The organism is Enterobacter sichuanensis, from assembly GCF_002939185.1.
Classification (GTDB): domain Bacteria; phylum Pseudomonadota; class Gammaproteobacteria; order Enterobacterales; family Enterobacteriaceae; genus Enterobacter; species Enterobacter sichuanensis.
Genome location: NZ_POVL01000063.1, coordinates 1 through 23224, shown reverse-complemented (window position 1 = coordinate 23224; position 23224 = coordinate 1). Strand labels below are relative to the sequence as shown.

Annotated in this window: 20 protein-coding genes; 6 read left to right on the top strand and 14 right to left on the bottom strand. The window is 55.8% G+C overall.

Going from position 1 to position 23224, the window contains the following annotated elements:
- The 4 genes from C5687_RS21080 to C5687_RS21065 all read right to left on the bottom strand — a co-directional run.
- On the bottom strand, window positions 1–926 hold a 926-nt coding region (locus C5687_RS21080; RefSeq protein WP_104557779.1), incomplete at its 3' end, for an McrC family protein.
- Window positions 923–2905, bottom strand: a complete 1983-nt coding sequence (locus C5687_RS21075) for an AAA family ATPase (RefSeq protein ID WP_104557783.1) — start codon at window positions 2903–2905, stop codon at window positions 923–925. The genes C5687_RS21075 and C5687_RS21080, both read right to left, overlap by 4 nt.
- Before the next feature lie 569 nt (window positions 2906–3474).
- Complete coding sequence (locus C5687_RS21070; protein WP_238380502.1) at window positions 3475–3792, bottom strand: hypothetical protein; 318 nt, start codon at window positions 3790–3792, stop codon at window positions 3475–3477.
- Between the two features lie 532 nt (window positions 3793–4324).
- Window positions 4325–5008: an outer membrane protein gene (locus C5687_RS21065; protein ID WP_025759600.1), complete on the bottom strand. Its 684-nt coding sequence runs from the start codon at window positions 5006–5008 to the stop codon at window positions 4325–4327.
- A 363-nt stretch (window positions 5009–5371) separates the two neighbouring features.
- Here C5687_RS21065 and C5687_RS21060 point away from each other — a divergent pair, with 363 nt between their 5' ends.
- Window positions 5372–6541: a coiled-coil domain-containing protein gene (locus C5687_RS21060; protein WP_104557777.1), complete on the top strand. Its 1170-nt coding sequence runs from the start codon at window positions 5372–5374 to the stop codon at window positions 6539–6541.
- On the opposite strand, the gene C5687_RS21055 is transcribed toward C5687_RS21060, so the two are convergent.
- A complete protein-coding gene (locus C5687_RS21055) occupies window positions 6542–7306 on the bottom strand; it encodes a siderophore-interacting protein (protein ID WP_104557775.1) in 765 nt (254 codons plus the stop codon). It lies immediately after the preceding gene.
- A 147-nt stretch (window positions 7307–7453) separates the two neighbouring features.
- Between C5687_RS21055 and C5687_RS21050 the strand changes: the two genes are divergently transcribed.
- The gene (locus tag C5687_RS21050; RefSeq protein ID WP_025759594.1) at window positions 7454–7948 is read left to right on the top strand and encodes a PadR family transcriptional regulator; all 495 of its coding nucleotides are present in this window, start codon (window positions 7454–7456) and stop codon (window positions 7946–7948) included.
- Here C5687_RS21050 and C5687_RS21045 read toward each other — a convergent pair.
- Both C5687_RS21045 and C5687_RS21040 read right to left on the bottom strand, forming a co-directional pair.
- The gene (locus tag C5687_RS21045) at window positions 7945–9504 is read right to left on the bottom strand and encodes a methyl-accepting chemotaxis protein (RefSeq protein ID WP_047959500.1); all 1560 of its coding nucleotides are present in this window, start codon (window positions 9502–9504) and stop codon (window positions 7945–7947) included. The two genes, C5687_RS21050 and C5687_RS21045, sit on opposite strands and share 4 nt — an antisense overlap.
- A 336-nt stretch (window positions 9505–9840) precedes the next feature.
- Window positions 9841–11361 (bottom strand): methyl-accepting chemotaxis protein, encoded by a 1521-nt coding sequence (locus C5687_RS21040; protein ID WP_047959501.1) that lies wholly within the window; start codon window positions 11359–11361, stop codon window positions 9841–9843.
- Between the two features lie 435 nt (window positions 11362–11796).
- On the opposite strand from C5687_RS21040, the gene ygjG reads away from it, so the two are divergent.
- A complete protein-coding gene (gene ygjG, locus C5687_RS21035; RefSeq protein ID WP_053060165.1) occupies window positions 11797–13176 on the top strand; it encodes a putrescine aminotransferase in 1380 nt (459 codons plus the stop codon).
- Window positions 13177–13261: 85 nt separating this feature from the next.
- Here ygjG and C5687_RS21030 read toward each other — a convergent pair whose 3' ends face one another.
- Complete coding sequence (locus C5687_RS21030) at window positions 13262–13864, bottom strand: helix-turn-helix domain-containing protein (RefSeq protein WP_025759591.1); 603 nt, start codon at window positions 13862–13864, stop codon at window positions 13262–13264.
- 42 nt (window positions 13865–13906) lie between these two features.
- Here C5687_RS21030 and C5687_RS21025 point away from each other — a divergent pair, with 42 nt between their 5' ends.
- A complete protein-coding gene (locus C5687_RS21025) occupies window positions 13907–14596 on the top strand; it encodes a B3/B4 domain-containing protein (RefSeq protein WP_047959503.1) in 690 nt (229 codons plus the stop codon).
- 53 nt (window positions 14597–14649) lie between these two features.
- Here C5687_RS21025 and lsrG read toward each other — a convergent pair whose 3' ends face one another.
- The 6 genes from lsrG to lsrA are packed head-to-tail and all read right to left on the bottom strand — an operon-like array spanning window position 14650 to window position 20336.
- The gene (gene lsrG / locus C5687_RS21020; RefSeq protein WP_008503162.1) at window positions 14650–14943 is read right to left on the bottom strand and encodes a (4S)-4-hydroxy-5-phosphonooxypentane-2,3-dione isomerase; all 294 of its coding nucleotides are present in this window, start codon (window positions 14941–14943) and stop codon (window positions 14650–14652) included.
- Entirely contained in the window at window positions 14940–15827 is an 888-nt protein-coding gene (lsrF, locus tag C5687_RS21015) for a 3-hydroxy-5-phosphonooxypentane-2,4-dione thiolase (protein ID WP_025759588.1), read from the bottom strand. Before lsrF ends, lsrG begins: the two co-directional genes overlap by 4 nt.
- Before the next feature lie 11 nt (window positions 15828–15838).
- The gene (lsrB, locus tag C5687_RS21010) at window positions 15839–16840 is read right to left on the bottom strand and encodes an autoinducer 2 ABC transporter substrate-binding protein LsrB (RefSeq protein ID WP_025759587.1); all 1002 of its coding nucleotides are present in this window, start codon (window positions 16838–16840) and stop codon (window positions 15839–15841) included.
- The gene (gene lsrD / locus C5687_RS21005; RefSeq protein ID WP_104557773.1) at window positions 16837–17820 is read right to left on the bottom strand and encodes an autoinducer 2 ABC transporter permease LsrD; all 984 of its coding nucleotides are present in this window, start codon (window positions 17818–17820) and stop codon (window positions 16837–16839) included. Before lsrD ends, lsrB begins: the two co-directional genes overlap by 4 nt.
- The gene (gene lsrC / locus C5687_RS21000) at window positions 17821–18852 is read right to left on the bottom strand and encodes an autoinducer 2 ABC transporter permease LsrC (protein ID WP_104557771.1); all 1032 of its coding nucleotides are present in this window, start codon (window positions 18850–18852) and stop codon (window positions 17821–17823) included.
- A complete protein-coding gene (lsrA, locus tag C5687_RS20995; protein ID WP_104557769.1) occupies window positions 18849–20336 on the bottom strand; it encodes an autoinducer 2 ABC transporter ATP-binding protein LsrA in 1488 nt (495 codons plus the stop codon). The genes lsrC and lsrA overlap by 4 nt, the downstream gene beginning before the upstream one ends.
- A 215-nt stretch (window positions 20337–20551) precedes the next feature.
- Between lsrA and lsrR the strand changes: the two genes are divergently transcribed.
- Together lsrR and lsrK are read left to right on the top strand one after the other, a co-directional pair.
- Window positions 20552–21523 carry a transcriptional regulator LsrR gene (gene lsrR / locus C5687_RS20990; RefSeq protein WP_095451841.1) on the top strand — a complete coding sequence of 324 codons (972 nt, stop codon included), beginning with the start codon at window positions 20552–20554 and terminating at the stop codon, window positions 21521–21523.
- A gap of 32 nt (window positions 21524–21555) precedes the next feature.
- Window positions 21556–23190, top strand: a complete 1635-nt coding sequence (lsrK, locus tag C5687_RS20985) for an autoinducer-2 kinase (protein WP_104557767.1) — start codon at window positions 21556–21558, stop codon at window positions 23188–23190.
- Window positions 23191–23224 lie beyond the last annotated feature (34 nt).

The window sequence follows — 23224 nt, the reverse complement described above, 5'->3', positions numbered from 1 at the left end:
AAGTACTGGCTCTTAGTCTGTTCTATGAGTTGGTAATCATGATGCAACGCTCCAGACAGACCGTATCCTACCCAGCCCTCATATAACTTCTCCATCGGGAACAACAAAGAAATTCCCTGATGCGACCCATGTTGAAAATCCGGATTCATCTGTTCAAGAACGAGTTTGCACCACGGTTTTATGGCGCGATAACCCAAAAGATATTTACCATCACTCCATTGCCTCATGGATTGTGTTTTACTACCACAAATAGGCTTAATGCCATCCAGTTGGTGGCTAAGTGAATTTGCCTGCCTCCAACTCTGTCCTTGCCTGGTCATTTTAAGCGCCCAATCCAAAGCGGTCCGCAACAGACGGTTCTCGATACGCTGTGGGGAAAACTCGGCATAACGCACATGAAAATGAGTCTCTCTGCCCGGAGGCGTTCTCATCTGCGCAGTGACATTCCATTGACCACGGATGAACGCGCTATGTTCATCCTCGATAAGGTGGTAATCAAAACGCAGCCCTTTACGCACTAACTCAGTAAGATGCCGCAAAAATTCACTGATTATCCATTCATGTAGAGGCTGGTCACTACATTGCAATGCCGCCTGGTTCGCCTCACGGGGTGTAATACCTAAAGAGGTGCTTAGCATTCGGCGTAAAAGCAGACGCAGGGAGACTACTTCAGTTGGAGCTTCAAATGTGGTTTTTGGTAAAATTTCAATTGATTCGCCATTCGGGGATTGGAGATAACCGACATAACTTCCCAAACGCAAAAAACGCTTCCCTTCTCGGTTGAGAATTTGAGAAGTACCACTCCACTTTTGTTGCAATTGCTCAAGCCAGGAAAAGGTTGCCTCAGAGACAATCCCCAAGTCCATACTGGCTAGTTGAGAGTTATCACAGGTAAGCAGAGCGTATTCCCGAACCTGGATCATCATGCGACAATACCCTGATAAGCTTCTGCCGACACGAAAGCATGCTCATTGATACGGAAACGCCTGTCAGACAAACTATCCGCAATATCTTTCGGGAATAGAGCAGAAAATGATGGTAGTTGTGCTGACTGTTGCAACAGGATAAAACGATTTTCTTTCGCTTTCACCGAATCATTCAGCACCCAACCGATACGCTCATAATCGTCAAAGAAATACTCTCTCAGCAATGGAATGATTTTGTCCTTGAAAATGCTGGCAAGACAGGCCTCGCGGTCGTCATTATCATCTAATTTCTTTAATGGCATAAAGTAAGCATGACCAATCATATGCTCACTATCCAACAGCGCTTCGATACGTTGATTAATACGCGTCAACAACGTTTCGACATTAACGCCAAATACCGTGACCCCTGCTAGCAGTTCCGGGCGTGAGGGCATTTCGGTAAAGCTAAAACGTCGTCTTAGTGCCAGGTCCATTTGAATCAGGGATTTATCCGCAGTATTCATCGTCCCAATAACATAGATATTTTTTGGCACTGAGAATGTTTGTTTTGAATAGGGGAGCATGAGTGACCGCTCGTCATCAGCCCCCTGACGCTTGTCCGGTTCAAGAAGAGTAATAAGCTCACCAAATATACGCGCTATATTACCGCGATTGATTTCATCTATTATCAGTACATGTGGAAGATCCTGACTATCGACATTCTCAACTGGAGCCAACAACTGTGTTAATTTTTCACGATCAATCGTCGTATCCTGCAATTCATAAAGGGTCATCTGAGATAGCGACTTGGTGAAAATTTGCTCTTTAGGCAGACTTGGGGTGTATGTTCTTAACCATTTAACTGAGCGCATTTGATGGTAATACTCACGCTCATCATTGGGGAAGTAACTATATTCTCCAGTAATTTCAGCTATAGCACGGAACTTATGATTCCCATCAGAGACGACGACTAAATCACCTTTCTTAATAATATTTTTAAAAGTATTAACGGCGACTGCCATATAATTACTGGTGCCTTCCAGTGACTGTTTTGCTGATGCAATCCGAGCTTTAACTGATTCATAGGTTGGGCAATTACTAAAGTCGATATCTTCTCCCCAGCCCAGGAGGACATAATTGTTTGCCAGGCAATCTTCATACACATCCTCTTCTCCCCCCATGGTATTACCCAAAGACATTTTCCAGATCCGTCGACCTTTGAGAGAGATAGATTGTGTAGCATTCCCCTGGATCTTAACCCTGGCATTCAGACACAGCTGTTTAAAAATACCATCCACCACGTCGTAGCGTAGCGCGCCCGATTTTTCATCAGTTGTCGCGCGAATTCCTTCAATAAAGTCTTCATAGGAGAAACTCTGATGGAAAGTGGTAAACATAATGCGCTGCTTTTCTACCAAGGCCTTATAGCGTTCTTTTACCAACTCCCGAAAGTCATTGCCATGTTGTTCTCGCGTAGCTTGTTGGTACCAGGCATGATCGGCAATTTTGACCGCCATTTCGGTCGTCGTATAGGTTTTACCTGTGCCAGGTGGTCCGAAGAGAATCTGATTTAAGGGGTACATAGGCGATCGTTCCTTGTGTTCGTTGTCTCTTTTTAGTTCGGTTTGAGGAATCGAAGAGGGTTGACCACCCAGTAAAGTCACCAGCGCCAGTAGCGCTTCGACTGATTCAACATCAGCCGCGAAACCATATTGAGACGTACCATTATCTTTCGGGTAACGACGGTAGCTGGTGCTTTTTACTTTTTCCCAAAGGCAGTGTATACCCGCAATACGATCAATTTCCGCCTTTAAGGATAGGGTTTCTGGTGCAAGAACCAATGGGCTCTTGTTAACCACGCCATCCCGGCTACGTTTGACATACAGATACTTTCCATTCCCAAGCGCATGCTCGGATGCATAGCTTGGCTCGAATTTTCCAGCCTCAAGCCGGTAACCCAATTCATTCAACGCCTGGTATATCTCGAGCGAATTCAGCATTTCCTGCACCACACTCCTTGATGAAAAGGCGTTAAGCCCCTTCCAACATATCTAACACAACCCGATCAAAGCCGTTCGCCAGTCAGAGTTAGAGAGGTATTGCACCATCAACTCTGCTATCTGGTAAATGCGTTGCCATGTCATCACCTATTCATTTTCGCTTACCTCACCCAATCAAATTTTGGGTCAGGCAATGGGCCAGGTAACGATATTACTGCCGCAAACATTTACGGGCAAAGAGAAACCAAGGTAAAGAAATAACACAATGATTTATATCACCTTAAATCAAGGCCCCGCATAAATGAGAACATATAGGAAATAATGATTTTTATGATTCATAATCGCTTAGTCGCTGGTTCAAGTCCAACAGGGGACACCAAATTATTGCTTAAGAATCATTTAATTAAGCCACTCTAACGAATGGCTTTTTCTATGTAACTGACAGTATCCCATTACCGTTACATAGCATCTTAACTGAACCCGATCTCGATCCAGCCCCCAACAGTATGACGTAAATCTGAACACACTAACTCCGCCTCACCTGCCGCCTTGTGGATCAGTTTTGAAGATTAGCTTTTGTATCGAGTGACATGGCGGTAAATTTTTGTCGTTACAAAAATGGCGAGTACACCCATCAGAATGGAAGCTAAGCCAAGGAAAATCAATAAAGAAAGGATATGACTGAACAAGCCGCCAAAGCTTGTAAAATCACTCAATCGAGCAAACTGCTTCGGAGTGAGTACACGAACGACGACCTCTGGAATAGTGAGAAAGAAAATAATCACCACCAGAACATAAATTGCCACTCTACCGTTTTTTTCATTTTCTTCCTTGCCCCTATAACGATGATGATCAATTATTAGCAGGGTAATTTTACCACAAGGCATATGATAATGGCAGACAGCTATGTAAAAATGAAGGTGAAATCAGAAAGGAATTTTACCCTGACGATTACTGCCGCAATGTCTGTCGCGAGGTAATAAATGAATACCACCGTCCGACATTAGCACTTGTCGAAATCTATAACCGAAACGATGTTGCTCTTGATATACCACAAATGGCAAAAATATTTTATAAAATTCTCTCAGATGGTAACAAAGAAGAAATAATCGGCGATGCTTTATATGAGTTATTAAAAAGATGAAACGAGCAATATTATGGTTTCTGCAGTCCTATATTTATTATATCCCTATAGCGCTCATCGTTGCTGGCGCTTATCTGTTCGCGCGTTTCATCCCTGACTATTTTGGTCTTCTTACCCTGGCATGGATCATCATCGTTACCTATTTTTATGTAAAACATAATCGTTGGTTTTGATGGGAATCAGGAAACCTACATGCCACATGCGTGCAAGAAAAAAGCCAACCCCGCACTTCCACGGTGTTGGCCCTGTTTTAAAGCAGTGACATTTACAACAGGTTAAAACACGTAACGCATGCCCAGCGTAAATTCGTTAGAGACGATATGCGCCTTCATCTGCTCATCCTTTAAGCCACGCATGTTCGCATAGTTGTTATATCCACTTTCGATCTTACCCATATCGATATAGCGATAGCCCAGATCGACATACAGACGCTCAACCGGCGTGTAGCTTACGCCTGCGCCTAATGCGTAAGTCAGGTTGTTTTGCGTCGTCGAGCCGTATTCACGGCCAGGATTGCCCTGCCAGCCGCCGGCTTTAATCCTGCTCACACCAAGTCCTGCGGTACCGTAAAGAGAGACACCGTAGCCCAGTTCATAATCACGATAGACGTTCAGCATCAGACGTTCTGTTTCCGTCTTAAGATGATCAAAACCGTTAGGGAAGGCGCTGGAACCGTTGGTGTATTCGGTTTTCTGCTTAAAGGTATATTCACCTTCAGTGCGCCAGCCGTTACCAAACTGATAACCCGCAGCAATCGCCGCGCCGCCTAAGTGTTCTTTTTGTTTACCGCCCACAAACTGCCCGACACCCGGACGGGAGCTGGTATCCATCTCTTTGGCCCGCTGTTCAATCTGCAGATATTTTGCCGAACCGTAATACCCTTCTTCCGTATTTGCCGCCAGAACGGTAGCCGGGATCATCACGACAGGCAGGGCGACTACAATAGCTTTCATCTTCATCTACACTCCTTTGGAAAAACATTCCGCACGGCGAACCATCGTCTGCCGGTGTCAGGAAAAGTCAGTGAGACGAAGCATAAGCACTCCCGAAAGGGCAAACTATTCGGAGGAATACGCGTTTTACCTGGTAATTTTACGTAGGGACTGGTCTTGTTTTTAAAACGATTGTTATTTCTTTCAATGGATTAGCGCTTATCATCAAAATCAACTTGCTCATTTCATCTGTTACGCGCCCATCTTCACATTCTGCAATTCTAAAGAAATCCCCCATCGCGCCGATCATCATCCGTGTGTATTATTTCCTGTAGCTTTTACAACAACTACCCTTAACTCAAATACTTAAGCGCCAAAGCGAAAGGCATCATGAGCACACCGATCAAACGGCTAGAAATCATTAAAAATGCCATTGAACTGGAAGATGACGACATCATCCAGAGCCAGCTGACACGCCTGAAAAATGAAGCGTTTGACGATGCGCTACAGGCAATCGTCGTGGCGCTTGAGGAGAAGAACTACACCGCGGCGATGGCAGCAATCGTCGCCTGGCTGCAGGGCCAGCGCGCCGTGACCCCATGGCGCGACCCGCAGGTGGCGGCCAGCAAGCTGGAGCTGAAGGCGCTGGAAGAGCGTCTTCGCGATCTGATTGACCGTCGCAACGCGCGGGTGCAGCAGCTGGATGAATTTAACGATCTCTATTTCTCCCGCCTCGGTCCCCTGATGCAGCAGATCCTCGCCCTGCGTAAAACCCTGGCGGAGCTAAACCTGCGTCGTCAGCAGGCGGAGGCGCGTCGTCGCGAGGAAGATTACCGTCGCTGCCAGCACTATATGGCGCAGGCGGTAGAGGTGCTGGCGACGCTCACCCAGCGCTGGCGCGATCTCCCGGCAGATTCCGTACAGGCCGCCGAGGCGCGTAAGCATCTGGAGCAGCAAAGTAATCTGATTGCCAACCTGCTGGCCGAGGCGCTCGAGCTGGAGAGCGGCTTAACCCGCGAAGAGGAGCCTGCGCGGCAGGCCCGCGACGAAGCCAACGAAGAGTATGAGAAGTATCGCGAGCAGCATCACGATGCCGAAGTGCGGATGCGCAAGGGGAAAGATCTTTCGGACGAAGATCGGAACGAACTGAAGCGACTCTGGCGACAGGCGAGCAAACTTTGCCATCCGGACCTGGTGGCAGACGACCTGAAAGAAGAAGCCAACGCGATGATGGTGCAGCTTAACCAGGCCAAACAGCGTGGAGATGTGAAAGCCATCCGCTCACTGGTGGCCCGTCTGCAGCAGGGCTTCGAGCCGTTGATGGCCAGCGACAGGCTGAACGATCTGGAGCGTATCCGCAAAAAAATGGCACAGGTGCGCGAGCAGATCGACATTTTAGTGAACGAGCTGGCGGAGCTGGAGAAAGAGGAGTCCTGGCTGCTGGTCTCGTCGCTGAGCAATATGGAAGCGTACTTTGCGCAGCAGGAGAAGGCGCTGCAGGAGGTCCGCGCCTCGCTCGAACATCAGGTGAACGAAGCGCAGCTGGATTCCGCCGCCTGACTATTTGTCGTGCCAGTATGCGCTGGCACGCACCAGCTGTGGGTCAATCGCGTCGGTTTCAAACTGACGGCTCAGCGTTTTCACCACCTTCCCTTCCCCGGTGAGCCAGATGAAGTAGTCCTCCGCCGGGACGCTCAGCGCCGCCAGATGATCTGCGACCGCCTGCTCGCTGTGCCCCACCACCCAGGTGATATCGAACCCACTCAGGTGCGCCAGATACGCCTTATAAGACTCGTCTCCAACCGTCACTACCGCATGAACCTCCGTGCGAACCGGCAGTTTAGCAAGGCTCTCTAAGCGCCGACGCAGCGCAGGCATGCCGGATTCATCGCACACGAACAGCTGCCAGGCGTAATCTTCCGGCACCACCAGCGAACCGCGCGGGCCGCCGATGGTCAGTCTGTCGCCCGCTTTCGCCTCAAGCGCCCAGCGGCTGGCAATACCGCCGTCATGAATGAAGAAATCAAGCATCAGTTCATGACGGGCTTCATCGTACAGCGGTGTATAGTCGCGCGCCTGCGGACGCACGCCTTCACCCCAGTCGATGCCTTCATCGGTCACCACCGGCGGTACAAACGTTGTCCCGGGGGCCGGGAAAAAGACTTTGGTGTGGTCGTCGAAACCGCGGGAGCTGAAGCCCTCCAGCGCCTCGCCGCCCAAAACAATACGCTGGAAGCCCGCGCTGACGCGCTCAACGCGAAGCACGGTCAGCTCGCGAAAACGCAGCTCATTACGAACACGCTGTGGGTAACGGGTAGATGCCATTTTTAGACCCTTCTCTGGTGAATACGATATATCTAAATCAATTTTCAAATGATAATGATTACTAATCATAGAAAAAGCAAGATCTTTTAGATTGCATCTGAATATATCTTAGATATAGTTTAGATATATCAAATCAAAGGGAATAGTATGCGACACGAACACGAGGGCGGCGGACGTCGACCGCGCTTTTTCGGCCACGGCGACCTGCGGCTGGTGATTCTGGATATCCTGACCCGCAACGCGAGCCACGGCTATGAGCTGATTAAAGAGATCGAGAACCTGACCCAGGGAAACTACACCCCAAGCCCTGGGGTGATCTATCCGACGCTGGACTACCTTCAGGATCAGGCCTTTATCACCATTACCGAAGAAGACAACGGGCGTAAGCGGATTGCGATTAGCGCTGCAGGACAGCAGTGGCTGGATGAAAACCAGGAACAGCTTGAACACATACAGGCCCGCATTAAAGCGCGCTCCGTCGGCTTTCAACTGCGCAAAAACCCGCAGATGAAGCGGGCCCTGGATAACTTCAAAGCGGTGTTAGACCTGAAGGTGAATCAGGGAGAGCTCAGCGACGCGCAGCTTAAGCAGATCGTCGGCGTGATTGACCGCGCGGCGCTGGAGATCTCCCAACTGGATTAAGCCGGCGCGTGTTCGCTCACGCGGAAGACGCGTACCAGCTCTTTAAGGTGCATCGCCTGTTCGTTAAGCGATGCCGCCGCCGCAACCGACTCCTCGACCAGCGCGGAGTTTTGCTGGGTGGTGGCATCAATCAGGCCAATCGCGCTGTTGATCTGCGAAATCCCCTCCGTCTGCTCATGGCTGGCCTGGCGGATCTCACGCAGGATCACATCCATCTCCTCCACGTTGCCGACCATCCCGTTGATCAGCGCGCTCGCTTTCTCCACCAGGTTCATCCCGTCCTGAGTCTGGCTGGTGGAACTCTCAATCAGCTCGCGGATTTCACTGGCTGACGACGCGCTCTTCTGCGCAAGCTGGCGCACCTCACCGGCCACCACCGCAAAGCCGCGACCGTGCTCGCCGGCACGCGCCGCTTCCACTGCCGCGTTCAGCGCCAGAATGTTGGTCTGGAACGCAATGGCGTCGATCAGGTCGATAATGTCGGACATCCGGTTCGAGGTCTCATTAATCAGGCGCATTTTGCTGGTCACCTGCTTCATCATCTCACCGTTGTTTTTGACCACCGTGGCGGCATCTGCCGAGAGGTTGGTCGCTTCCCCGGTGTGTGCGGCCGTGTTTTTCACCGTCGCGGTGATCTGCTCCATTGAGGCGGCGGTCTGCTCAACAGAACTTGCCTGCTCTTCCGTGCGCGCGGCCAGATCCTGGTTCCCGGCGACAATCTGCGCGGCTGCGCTGGAGATATTCTCCGAGCCGGTCTGGACCTGCTGCACAATATCCAGCAGACGCGACTTCATCTCCATCAGCGCATGCAGCAGCAGGCCCGTTTCGTCTTTGCCGTGCGGCGTGATGCTCCCCGTCAGATCGCCTTCTGAAATCGCTTTTGCAAAATTCACCGCCTCGCCGAGCGGACGGGTGATAGCGCGCACAATTAACCAGCCAATCAGGCTACCTGCCGCGACGCTAAAGAGAGTAATCAGGATCAGCAGCAAACGGCTGGACCTGAAATCCCCTTCCACCTGCGCGCCAGCACTCTGCATCTCGCTGTTTTGAATGGCAATCAGCTCCTTCACCTTCGCTTTATAAGCCTGCTGCACGGCGAGAGTGGTGGTCATCATCTCCTGAATGGCGCCCTCACGATTGTTGTTCTGCACCGCCTGCAAAATGCGGTAGCGCGAGTCCAGATACTGCTGGCGCACGCTGCGGATCTCCGCCAGCACCTGCTGAGACTTTTGATCCTGCAGGGCGTTGTTCAGCTCTCCCAGGATCACCGTGATATGCTCGCTAATCTCTTTCAGGCGCTGCTGAGACTGCCCCGTGTAAGTTCCCCGTTCATCCAGCAGCATCAGTTGCTGAGTGCTAATAAATTCCTGGAAGTTATCAATTAACTGGTTCGCTTTTACCGTGGTGGGATAATCACGGGTAATAATGGATTGCATCCCGTTATTTGCCCGGTTCAGGCTCAGCAATGACAGGCTCGCGCTGATGACCATCAGGACAATAAAGAACCCAAACGCCAGAAATAATTTCGTGCCGATCTTTACGTCATGTAGGAACATATTTTCTCCATCGATGTGATTATTTCTCAGACGATCGCTGTTATCGGTAACGAACTAGCTAACTTTATGACTTTGATCGTTTTTTTATTTCATAACCATCACAATGGATAGGTAGCGGCTATTAATATTGCTTCATCGATCGTTACCAGACCGCCGGACGGGGCTTTTTCGAAATAGCATTCTGAAGAACTGACTTAGGCAGGAATAAATAACTGAGGCACTTTCTTTAGTTATTTAATATAAGATTAACATTAAACCACATGAATAGTTACAATCAGAAAAATAAAAAGCCGCTTATTCCTTACGGTATAAACGGCTTTTCTGGAACATAATGGCTTAATGGAGCACGGTCACGGCATCCTTAAGACGTCCGGCGCGGTGTTTCACCATCGCAGAAATGTGCGCGCTCTCCTCGACCAGGTCGGCGTTTTTCTGCGTGATGCTGTCGAGCTCAGCCACCGCACGGGTTAACTCTGACAACCCGGTGGCCTGCTCGGACGTGGCGTGGCTGATCTGGGCGATCAGCTGCGTCACGTTTTGCACCTGCTCGACAATATCATCCATCGTGCGGCCTGCGGCGTGGACCTGTTCGGAGCCGGACTGCACCTTGCTGGCGCTGGCATCAATCAACTTACGAATATCATTTGCTGCGCTGGCGCTGCGGCTGGCGAGATGGCGCACTTCACCAGCCACCACGGCAAAACCTTTCCCCTGTTCGCCGGCCCTTGCCGCTTCAACAGCCGCATTCAGCGCCAGAATGTTGGTCTGGAACGCGATGTCGTTAATCAAGGAGGTAATGGAGCCAATGCGCTGCGTGCTGTCGGCAATGTCATCCATGGTTTTAACGACGGTCTGCATCGCATTACCCCCTTTCGTCGCCGCACTGCTGGCAGCCACGGAGAGTTTATCCACCTCGGCGGCGGTTTCAGAATTACTCTGTACGGAAGCGGCCATCTGGTTCATTGTCGCGACGGTCTGCTGCACGTTTGCCACGGTCTGACGCGTACGATCGTTCAGATCGTCATTTCCCTTCGCCAGCCTGTCGCTGCCGTCGCGGACGCTCACCACCTGGCTCGAGACGTCATTGATCAACCAGCGGCACATCAGGCCCAGCTGCCCTACCGCCCGCAGCGTTAGCCCCAGCTCATCGCTACGGTTCAGATGCTCCACGCTGTTGCGCTCACCGGTTGCGACCCTCAGCGCCTGTCGCGCCACATTCTCTACCGGGCGGACAATCTGTTGCTCAAACAGCAGCGTCCCCAGCAGCATCACCACCGCAGCAGCGGCGAGCGGCGTCCAGCCTGCGGAGGTGGCAACCAGCGAGGCGGCAAGTACGGCAAAGAGTACCGCCATCACGCTGCGCACGCGCCAGCGCAGCGGCATGGCCGGTAGTTTACCCAGCCAGCCCTTTCTGACCACCAGCCCTTTATGAATACGTTTCTTACAGCTTCCGTCATTCAGCGCCCGGTAGAGCGGCTCCACGGTGGCAATTTCCTCCGCAGTGGCCCTGGTGCGAATCGACATATAGCCTGTCACCTGCCCGTGGCGCACCATCGGCACCGCGTTAGCACGCACCCAGTAGTGGTCGCCGTTTTTACGTCGGTTTTTGACGATCCCGCTCCACGGTTCGCCCTGCTGCAGCGTGTACCACATATCGGCAAACGCGGCTTTTGGCATATCGGGGTGGCGCACCATATTGTGTGGCTGGCCCGTCAGCTCATCGAGCTGGTAGCCGCTCACCTGCACAAAGGTGTCGTTGGCGTGGGTGATGTAGCTGTGGATGTCTGTGGTAGACATTAAGGTGGTGTCATCGTCCAGAGGATATTCATTCTGGGTGACATAGGTTGGAGAGGACATCGTGGGCATCCCTTGCAGGTTATTTGAATGTTAATTTTGTGGGTCAATGTTTTTTCGGCGGTAAACAATTTATCTTTAGTTGTTAAACTTGATGAAGATCGCAGATTTGACTTAAACCATACTTTTTGTACGATTTTATAATCCATTGATTTCAAATACTTTCGATAAGAAATTACCCACAGTGCATGACCCATTAACGCCCACTTAAGTCGCATCACCTGCACCTCTTTAGTGCAACATGGCGCTTACCCCCTCCCTGATGCTCGCAATCCGGTACCGCGAAATCCCGTTTCGGTTGTATCGGCATGATTAAATATTGTGCAACATTATTTTAACCTGGCGTTTATCCCGATTTTCGTTAAGGCAGCTGAAGTGGCGTAATCCCTGCAATACTTAAACCAGTATCATGTGATACGCGATCCCCGGGAGCATATTTTGAACAGGTTACCTTCCAGCGCCTCGGCTCTTGCCTGTACCGCGCACGCACTGAATCTCATTGAGAAGCGAACGCTTGATCATGAGGAGATGAAACAACTTAACCGAGAGGTCATCGATTACTTTAAAGAGCACGTCAATCCAGGGTTTCTGGAGTATCGCAAATCTGTTACCGCCGGCGGGGATTACGGAGCCGTAGAGTGGCAAGCGGGGAGTCTGAACACGCTTGTCGACACCCAGGGACAGGAGTTTATCGATTGCCTGGGAGGTTTTGGAATTTTCAACGTGGGGCACCGTAATCCAGTTGTGGTTTCCGCCGTACAGAATCAACTTGCGAAACAACCTCTCCATAGCCAGGAGCTGCTCGATCCGCTTCGCGCCATGCTCGCGAAAACGCTGGCAGCCTTAACGCCCGGCAAACTGAAATACAGCTTCTTTAGCAACAGCGGCACGGAATCGGTCGAAGCGGCGATTAAGCTCGCCAAAGCGTACCAGTCGCCGCACGGGAAATTCACCTTCATTGCCACCAGCGGCGCGTTCCATGGTAAATCCCTGGGCGCACTGTCGGCGACCGCGAAATCCACCTTCCGCAAACCGTTTATGCCGCTGCTGCCGGGCTTCCGCCACGTGCCGTTTGGCGACATTAACGCCATGCGCACCGTGCTGACGGAATGCCGTAAAACCGGTGATGACGTGGCCGCGGTGATCCTGGAGCCGATTCAGGGTGAAGGCGGCGTGATCCTCCCGCCGCAGGGCTATCTGCCTGCCGTGCGTCAGCTGTGCGATGAGTTTGGCGCATTGCTGATCCTCGACGAAGTCCAGACCGGGATGGGGCGCACCGGCAAGATGTTTGCCTGTGAGCACGAGAACGTTCAGCCGGACATTTTGTGCCTGGCGAAAGCGTTGGGCGGCGGCGTGATGCCAATCGGTGCGACGATCGCCACCGAAGAGGTCTTCTCGGTGCTGTTCGACAACCCGTTCCTGCATACCACCACCTTTGGCGGTAACCCGCTGGCCTGTGCGGCCGCGCTGGCGACCATCAACGTGCTGCTTGAGCAAAACCTGCCTGCGCAGGCGGAGCAAAAAGGTGACATGCTGCTGGACGGTTTCCGCCAGTTGGGCCGTGAATACCCGGATCTGATCCAGGAAGCACGCGGCAAAGGGATGCTGATGGCGATTGAGTTTGTTGACAACGAAATCGGCTATAGCTTCGCGAGCGAGATGTTCCGCCAGCGGGTGCTGGTCGCCGGCACGCTGAACAACTCGAAAACCATCCGCATTGAACCGCCGCTGACGTTGACTATTGAGCAGTGTGAGCAGGTGCTAAAAGCGGCACGCAAAGCGCTGGCGGCGCTGCGCGTGAGTGTGGAAGAGGCGTAATCAACGCCGGGTGGCGCTACGCTTACCCGGCCTACCAAATACGGCATATGTAGGCCCGGTAAGCGTAGCGCCACCGGGCTGCTTTTTATCGGTGAAACTCCGCAACCGTCATGGTGAAGCGAAGTACGGTATTGCCTTCATTGGCATAGCCGTGCGCGGCTTCCGTTTTCGCCACTGCCGACGCCCCGGCAGCCACCTGCGTCACCGTCTCGTCCACCGTCAGCGTTAACATGCCCTCATTCACGTGCAGCAGCTCAAAGGTGCCCGCCGGGTGTCCCGAAGAGCTAAAACGCTCTCCCGGCTGCATCTCCCACTGCCATAGTTCAATCATATCCGGGCCCGCGGTGCCTGCCAGCAGTCTGGCGTAACCGCCCTGTGTGCCCTGCCACAGCACCGGAATCGCGGCTTCTTCGATAACGTGCACCTGCGGCTCGCTGGAGACGTTAACGATATCCGCCACTGAGATACCGAGCGCGGCGGCCAGCTTGCACAAAATGGCGATGCTGGGGTTGGCTGCGCCCTTTTCGATCTCCACCAGCATGCCTTTGCTGACGCTGGCGCGGCGGGATAGCTCATCCAGCGACAGTTTTTTCTCTTTGCGCCAGTTGCGTATGCGGTTCGCGACGGCCAGGCTTACCTGGGCAATATCGGCCCCCTGCTCAGTCATTATATTGACTTTATCAGTCATTGGTCACTACCATGGTATAAAACAGTCAATACAGGATTATTTATGTCTCTCGTTACGCCGTCAATAGACTCACGTCTTGCCGGGATTGCCCCAGGCTTTCGGGCGCTGAGCATTCTGGTTGAAGCTGCGCCGATTACCCACCCGGAAGTGGCGACCGCCGCGCTGGCGCAGGCCTGCCAGCAGATGCTTAATGATGATGTGCCCTGGGCTGATGCACACCTATCAGGCTGGGATGAGGTGTTTAAAGCCTTCGGTGCGAAACCGAAACGCACGCCCTGCTCGGCATCCGCCCTGCGTAAGCGGGTCCTGAAAGACGGATCGCTGCCACCGCTGGATCCGGTGGTGGATATCTATAACGCGGTGAGCATTCGCTACGCCATTCCGGTCGGCGGAGAAAATCTCACGGCGTATTCAGGCGCGCCGCGTCTGACGCTGGCCGACGGCAGCGAGCCGTTTGATACGTTCAAAGAGGGACAGCCGGTGGTGGAACATCCGGAACCGGGCGAGGTTATCTGGCGCGACGATCTCGGCGTCACCTGCCGCCGCTGGAACTGGCGCCAGGGGATACGGACGCGTCTGGACAGCCAGGCGCACACCATGTGGTTTATTCTTGAAAGCCTGCCGTCGATGCCGCTTGCGGCGCTGGAAGAGGCGGGTGCGGAGTTGGTGGATAGCCTGCAGCGACTGATGCCGGGAGCCAGGTCTCAGGTTCAACTGCTGGCGCTGTCCTGAACAACGCCGGGTGGCGCTACGCTTACCCGGCCTACAAACCTTTATAACGCCTGTTACTCTGGCAACAACCCAACAAAACTGCGTTTTTTGCGCGGCTCGGACATTAACTCTTCAAGCTTATCCACGCACGCCAGATAGTGCGGGGTTTGCTTGTGCGCCAGCACCGCCTCTTCGTCTTTATAGGCCTCGTAGATAAAGAACCGGGTTTTCACCCTGGGGTCCTGCAATACGTCAAAGCGCAGATTTCCGGGCTCCTGAATCGCCCCCTCGTGGTTGGCGCGAAACACCTCCAGAAACTCGTCCACCCGCTCGGGCTTAATGTTGATTTCAACCAGCGTCACGTTCATTTTGCTTCTCCCTGTTTCTCTTCCTGCCAGAACTGGAACGCCTCCCGGGCGTTCATGTTCTCGTGAACCACTTTCTTCACCGCTTTCAACATGGCGAGCGGCGCGCTGGACTGGAAGATATTGCGTCCCATGTCCACGCCGGAAGCCCCCTGATCAATCGCGCGCCAGCACATCTCCAGCGCCTCGTGCTCCGGCAGCTTTTTGCCACCCGCGATGACGATCGGGACCGGGCAGCTGGCAGTCACTTTTTCAAAGCCCTCGTCCACATAGTAGGTTTTGACGAACTGCGCCCCCATTTCGGCGGCGATGCGGCTGGCGAGCGAGAAATAGCGCGCATCCCGCGCCATCTCTTTCCCGACGCCGGTCACCGCCAGCGTCGGCATACCGTAGCGCGCCCCGGCGTCCACCAGCTTGATGATGTTGTTGATCGACTGATGCTCAAACGGGCTTCCGATATAGACCTGCGCCGCCACCGCGCAGACGTTCAGGCGCAGCGCGTCCTCCATCGCCACCGCCACACACTCGTTGGAGAGCTCCCCCAGAATCGAATTCCCCCCGGAGGCACGCAGCACCACTGGTTTGTTCGTCGCGGCTGGTACCTGGCTCCTGAGGATGCCGCGGGTACACATCAGCACGTCGGTTTCGCCGAACAGCGGCGCGATGGAGAGATCGATACGCTCAAGGCCGGTGGTCGGCCCCTGAAAATAGCCGTGGTCAAAGGCCAGCATCACCGTGCGGTTGCTTTGCGGGTTAAAGATGCGCGCCAGCCGCGACTGCATTCCCCAGTCCAGCGAGCCGCAGCCTTTCAGGGTGAACGGCACATTTTGCTGCGGCGTGCCGATGCCAAAATCCTTACCGTCTTTGATGTCGTCTAAATCAGCCATTTGCTCCCCCGTCAGAAATCGTATTTGTTGATGTTCTCTTTGGTGAACACCACGCGCTCCGGCAGCAGCACGATGCCGTTGCCCTTCGCCTCATACTGGTAGCCCTGCACGCTGTTCGGCTCGACCTTCAGCGCCCCGATGTTTTTTACGTCCACGCTGTCGCCAACGTTAAGATCGCCTTTTTTCAGCAAACGATCGGCGACATTGACCGCAATTTTTCCCTGTTGTACGACATCCCACAGGCCGAAGGCTTTCACCGTGCCGCGCTCCACGTACGGGCGCATCACGTTCGGCGTGCTGAACCCGACAATCGCTACCCCTTCCCGTTTCAGGTTTTCTGCCGCCTGGGCGGCGGCGGGAAGTGCGTTGGCGTCCGGCGCGATGATGGCATCCAGATCCGGATACGCTTTTAAGATCCCCTCGGCGGTCTGCAGGGATTTGGTGGCGTCGTTATAGCCAAACTGCGTGGTCACGATCTGCCACTGAGGATGGTCTTTCTCAATTTTGGCCTTCGCCTCTTTCACCCACTGGTTCTGGTCGGTAACGGTGGGGCTGGAGTAGAAGAACGCCACTTTGGCATTCGGTTTGGTGACCTGCTTGCCCGCCATCTCCACCAGCAGGCCGCCGAGCTGTTCCGGCGTCCCCTGGTTGATGTAGATGCTGCGGCACTCCGGTTTGGTGTCGGAGTCCCAGGTCAGGACCTTGACGCCGCGCTGCATCGCGCGCTTCAGCGCCGGGCAGAGGCCGTCCGGCGACACGGCGGAGACAATAATCGCGTTATAGCCCTGGTTGACGAAGTTATTGATGAGCTGCACCTGGCCGGAGACGCTCGGCTCGGTGGGGCCGTCGTAGGTGACGTCCACGCCAAGATCTTTCCCCGCCTCTTTCGCACCGTTGCCGCCGCTGGTGAAGAAGCCGACCCCCACCAGTTTCGGGATAAAGGCAATGCGGTCTGCGGCCTGCGCCGAGGCGAAGCTGAGGGCCATTGCCAGGACGAGCAGTTTTGTTTTCATCTTACGCTCCGGGTAGTTTTCAGGAAGATATTGCGCACCCATTCACGGTGCAGACTCAGCGACCGTCCCATCACCACCACAACCAGCAGCGCCCCTGACAGCGCGCTCGACACCTGGTTGGGGATGCCGACCATCTGTAAACCCTGTTGCAGGTAGCCCACCAGCAGCGCCGCCAGCGCCGTACCGACAACCGAACCTGACCCGCCGTAGATATTGGCCCCGCCGAGCACGGCGGCGGTGAGTGCGGGCATCAGCAAATCGCGCCCCAGATCCGAACGCGCAGAGCCGAAATAGGAGACCATCACCAGCGCGGCAATGGCCGAGGCCACGCCCACCAGGCCGTACAGCGCGTAAGGCATGCCGTTCACCGACAGCGCTGCGTAGCGCGCCGCGCGCGGGTTCTGCCCGATCAAGAACAGATGACGGCCAAAGCGCCCGCGGTGGGCAATCAGCCAGAAGAAAACGGTCATCACCGCGAACAGCACCAGCGGGACTGGCAGGCCAAGCACCGTGAGGTTAGCGAACGCGGTAAAACTGTCCGGGAAGCCGCCAATCCCCTCATAGCCCGTCGCTCCCGCCATGCCGGAGAGCAGCAGCGCCCCGCCGCCGTAGAGGTAGAGCGTGCCGAGGGTGATAACCAGAGGACTAATGCCGGTGTAGTGGATCAGCGCCGCATTCAGCAGTCCGCACAGCAGGCCCAGCAGCAGCGTCAGAGGAATGGCAACCGCCATCGGCCACCCGGCCTGCATCATCACCCCCAGCGCGATAGCGCACAGGGCGACGGTGGACCCCAGCGAAATATCGATCCCGCCGCTGACGATCACCAGCGTCAGCGGCAGCGCCACAATGCCAATGCAGATGAAATCGCTGGTGCTGAACAGCAGCATGTTGATGTCGAGCATGCGCGGGTTGAGGGCGCCAAAGAGCAGGATCTCCAGCACCAGTAACATCAGCAGCGCGCTTTCCCAGTTAAGCTTCATTTACGCCACCTCTTTTTTGCGTTTGGGAAAGGGGGTGACGTGCTTTCCCCCTCGGTTGCCCGGCTGGAAGCGGCCGTACTTGAGCGCCCGCTGATGACGCGCTAGCGCCTGGCGCAGCCGCCCGTCGAGCACCAGCACGCCCAGCAGCACCAGCCCGGCGATAAAGTCGTTCCACCACGCCGGGAGCTTAAACAGCACCAGCACGGTGTCGATTTGCGTCAGGAAGAAGGCACCGAGTAACGCGCCAATCAGCGTGCCCGTGCCACCCAGCAGTGAAATGCCGCCGAGCACGCAGGCGGCAATGGCTTTCATCTCCAGACCGCTGCCGGTCTGGTTCGGCACAAAACCGATCTGTGAGGCAAAGACGATCCCGGCGCAGGCCGCCAGCATGCCGTTAAGCGTAAAGGCGATCATCCGCGTGCGGTTCACCGCCACGCCCAGCTGGCGCGCCGCGGCAAGGTTATCCCCCACGGCATAGAAATCACGACCAAAGGCGGTGCGCGACAGCGTCCACGCACCTGCGGCGGCTAAAAACAGCACCACCATACCGAGCGGCGAAACGCCGAGGGCCACCGGCTCTGAGAGGGATTTCAGCCCGGGCGGCAGCCCCTCAATCCACTTTCCGTCGGTCCAGAGCAGCATTGCCCCGCGGTACAGCCCCAGCGTGCCGAGGGTGGCGACTATCGCCGGAATGCGCAGCCCCACCACCAGAAAACCGTTGAATGCCCCCGCCAGCGCGCCAACGGACAGGGCAAAGAGCATTGCCACCGGCAGGCTGTAGCCGCTGTTGAGCGCCACGCCGACGGCAATCGCCGACAACCCGACGGTAGAGCCCACGGAGACATCAATATTGCGGGTCAGCATCACCAGCGCGGCACCGAGCGCCAGCAGGATCAGGATTTGCGCGCTGGCGAAGATCATCCCCAGCGTCTGAAGGCTCAGGTACGCCGGATTGAGCGCCACCAGCACGACAAACAGCGCCAGAATGGCGAGAAAGGCGCTCAGCTCGCGATTTTTCAGTAACGTCTTCATGATTGTCCTCCGAACGCCAGCGCCATCATGCGATCCAGGCTGACGGCGTGGCGCGGCAGTTCGCCGCTGAGCACGCCCTGGTGCATCACCAGCACGCAATCGGCGAGGCCTGGAAACTCATCAAGATCGCTTGAGATCATCAGCACCGCCACGTTCTGCGCCGCCACGCTTTTGAGCAGCTGATAAATATCGGCCCGCGCCGCCACGTCCACGCCGCGCGTGGGCTCATCGACGATCAGCAATAACGGATTGGCTTCAAGACAGCGTGCCAGCAGCACCTTTTGCTGGTTGCCGCCGGAGAGGGTGCGCACGGGTTGATCCGCATGATTGAGCTTGATCCCGAGCGCCCGGTGGTAGCGTTCCACCACCGCAGACTCCCGCTTGCGCTGCTGCCAGAGAGACGGCTCGTTCAGGGCCACCGTGTTCCAGCGAACCGGCGCATCCAGGAACAAACCGGATACCTGCCTGTCCTCCGGCAGGTAGACCAGGCCTTTGTCCAGCCGTGCGCCAACGCTCTCGTGCGTGATCTCCTGATTCTCCAGCCAGACCCGCCCGCCGCGCACCGGGCGCAGGCCGTAGAGGGTTTCGGCAAACTCGGTGCGCCCGGATCCCACCAGCCCGGCCAGACCGACGATCTCTCCCGCGTAGATCTCAAGGCTCAGATCGATAAACCCCTCCCCGGTGAGTGAGTCCACCCGCAGCACCGGAAAGTCCTGCGGCTGGGTGCGGCGATTGCCCGGCAGCGCCAGCCACAGTTTTTGCGCATCGCTTAAGCCTTTCTCCCGGCTCACCGGCGTCATGGCGGCGATCAGAGCGTTATCGTCGAACTGCGCCGTTTCGCCGCTCAGCACCACCGCACCGTCGCGCATCACCGAGACGTGGCTCGAAAGCATGCGGATCTCCGGCAGCTTGTGGGAGATAAAGACAATCCCGACGTCGAGTTCCTGCAGGGCACGGATCTGCCGGAACAGGCGCTCGGTTTCGCCGGGCGTGAGCGAGGCCGTGGGTTCATCAAGGATCAGGATCCTGGCGTTGCGCATTAATCCGCGCAGGATCTCCACCATCTGCTGATCCGCCACTTCAAGGGTGCTGGCGGTGGCGTCGAGGTTGAGCTGGCACTGCAACTGCTGGAGCTTATCGGCCAGCCGCTTTTCCAGATCCCGTTCGCGCGGCAGGCGGAAAAGGATGTTCTCCCTCACCGTCAGGTTGGGGAACAGCAGCGGCTCCTGCGGCACCAGATAGATGCCTGACTTGTGCGCCTGCACCGGGGAGAGCCGCGCATATGACTGCTCCCCGACAGAAAGTTCACCGCTGTCCGGGGTCTCAACCCCGGCGATGATCTTCATCAGGGTCGATTTTCCCGCACCGTTACCGCCCATCAGCGCATGTACCTGACCCGCAAGCAGTGTGAAATCAATGCCTTTCAGAACCGGCACACCGGAGAACTGCTTGCAGATATCGCGCGCTTTAAGAAGTGGGGTCATCATCGCTCCGCTATTGAACAAATGATTTTTAGATTTAATAATGTTCAAAAGCGTAGACGGTGAACTATATTTACAACCGTGCAGGGATCACAGTTTTATCGATTAAGATCCAGATTAAACAGAAAGCACCATAAAGATCCGTTTTGTCGCGTGGCTCACATTTTCCCTGCGCGCCAACGCGAACATATGATCTAAATTTTTATAAGAGTTCAACTATGAGCGATAAACGCACTGCGGAAGAGGGACGGTTTGCCGGGCTGGCACTGGCGGAAGAGGAGCTGGTGGCCCGCGTGGCCTGGTGCTACTACCACGACGGGCTGACCCAGAATGACATTGGCGAACGGCTTGGCCTGCCGCGGCTTAAAATCTCCCGCCTGCTGGAGAAAGGGCGTCAGTCCGGGGTGATCCGGGTGCAGATTAATTCCCGCTACGAGGGCTGTCTGGCGCTGGAAACCGAGCTACAACAGCGCTTTGGCCTGAAGCTGGTGCGCGTACTGCCTGCCCTGAATACCCCGCCGATGAGTGTGCGGTTAGGCATTGGCGCTGCGCAGTCACTGATGGGCGTGCTGGAACCCGGCCAGCTGTTAGCGGTGGGATTTGGTGAAACCACCATGAGCAGTCTGCAGCACCTGAGCGGCTTTATCAGCTCACAGCAGATCCGCCTGGTCACCCTTTCCGGTGGCGTGGGGCCGTATATGACCGGAATCGGCCAGCTGGACGCCGCCTGCAGCGTCAGCATGATCCCCGCCCCGCTGCGCGTGTCATCCGCAGAAGTTGCCGGGATCTTAAAACGCGAAACCAGCGTGCGGGACGTGATCCTCGCCGCGACCGCAGCCGACGTGGCGGTGGTCGGCATTGGTTCGGTGAACCAGCGCCGTGACGCAACGATACTGCGCTCCGGCTATATCAGCGAGGGCGAACAGTTGATGTACGCCCGTAAAGGCGCGGTCGGCGACATTCTCGGTTATTTCCTCAATGCCGAAGGGGAATGCGTCGAGGAGCTGGAGATCCATAAAGAATTACTGGGCGTCACGCTGGATGAACTGGCGCAACTGCCCACCATCGTTGGCGTGGCCGGCGGTGTTGAAAAAGCCGATGCGATTTATGCCGCACTGAAAGGTCGCCGTATCAATGGCCTGGTGACGGAAGAGACGACAGCCCGCGCGGTGCTGGCTCTGGCCGGATAAGAGTCGCCCTGCGCTAACTACGAGGCAAGCTCATGAGTTACCTTTTAGCGTTAGATGCAGGGACAGGCAGCGTTCGCGCCGTTATTTTCGATTTACAGGGCAACCAGATTGCCGTTGGTCAGGCCGAGTGGAAGCACCTGAGCGTGGAAAATGTGCCGGGCTCGATGGAGTTTGACCTCGACACCAACTGGCGGCTGACCTGCCGGTGTATTCATCAGGCGCTGGCGCAAGCGGGCCTGAGCGCGGGGGATATTCAGTCCGTCGCCTGCTGCTCCATGCGCGAAGGGATTGTGCTGTATGACCGCAACGGCGAGGCCATCTGGGCCTGCGCCAACGTTGACGCCCGCGCCAGCCGCGAGGTGGCGGAGCTCAAAGAGATCCACGACGATCGTTTTGAATCCGAAGTGTACGACGTCTCCGGCCAGACCCTGGCCCTGAGCGCGATGCCGCGCCTGCTGTGGCTGGCGCACCATCGTCCGGACATCTACCGCAAGGCCGCAACCATCACCATGATCAGCGACTGGCTGGCGGCGAAACTCTCCGGCGAACTGGCCGTTGACCCCTCCAACGCGGGCACCACCGGCATGCTGGATCTCTTCTCCCGCGACTGGCGTCCGGCGCTGCTGGACATGGCCGGGCTGCGGGCCGATATCCTCTCGCCGGTGAAAGAGACCGGCACCGTGCTGGGGGCCATCACCCATGAAGCCGCGCAGCAGAGCGGACTGCGCGAAGGGACCCCGGTGGTGATGGGCGGCGGTGACGTGCAACTGGGCTGTCTGGGGCTGGGCGTGGTCCGCGCCGGGCAGACAGCGGTGCTGGGCGGCACCTTCTGGCAGCAGGTGGTCAACCTGCCGCAGGTACGCACCGACCCTGAAATGAACATCCGCGTGAACCCGCACGTCATCCCCGGCATGGCGCAGGCGGAGTCGATCAGCTTCTTTACCGGCCTGACCATGCGCTGGTTCCGCGACGCCTTTTGTGCCGAGGAAAAACTGATTGCCGAACGGATGGGGATGGATACCTATTCCCTGCTGGAAGAGATGGCCAGCCGCGTGCCGGCAGGCTCCCACGGGGTGATGCCGATCTTCTCCGACGCGATGCATTTTAAGCAGTGGTACCACGCTGCACCGTCGTTTATTAACCTCTCCATCGACCCGGAAAAGTGCAACAAAGCGACTCTGTTCCGCGCGCTGGAAGAGAACGCGGCGATTGTTTCGGCCTGTAACCTGGCTCAGATATCCCGCTTTTCCGGCGTGACGTTTGAGAGCCTCGTCTTCGCGGGCGGCGGGTCAAAAGGTGCCCTGTGGAGCCAGATTTTAAGCGACGTTACCGGCCTGCCGGTGCGTGTGCCGGAAGTGAAAGAAGCCACGGCGCTGGGCTGCGCGATCGCGGCCGGAACAGGCGCGGGACAGTTTGCGGATATGGCCTCGACGGGCGAGCGGCTGGTGAAATGGAGCCGCGAGTTTACGCCGAACCCACAGCATCGCGAGCTCTACGACGGCATGATGCAGAAGTGGCAGGCGGTGTACGCCGACCAGCTTGGGCTGGTAGACAGCGGGCTGACGACGTCGATGTGGCAGGCGCCAGGGCTGGTGCGGGCATCCCCCTCACCCCGGCCCTCTCCCCAAAGGGGCGAGGGAGAAAACCAGATCGAGCCAATACATTAAGACCGCACCGGCCAGTCCCCTCTCCCCTTTGGGG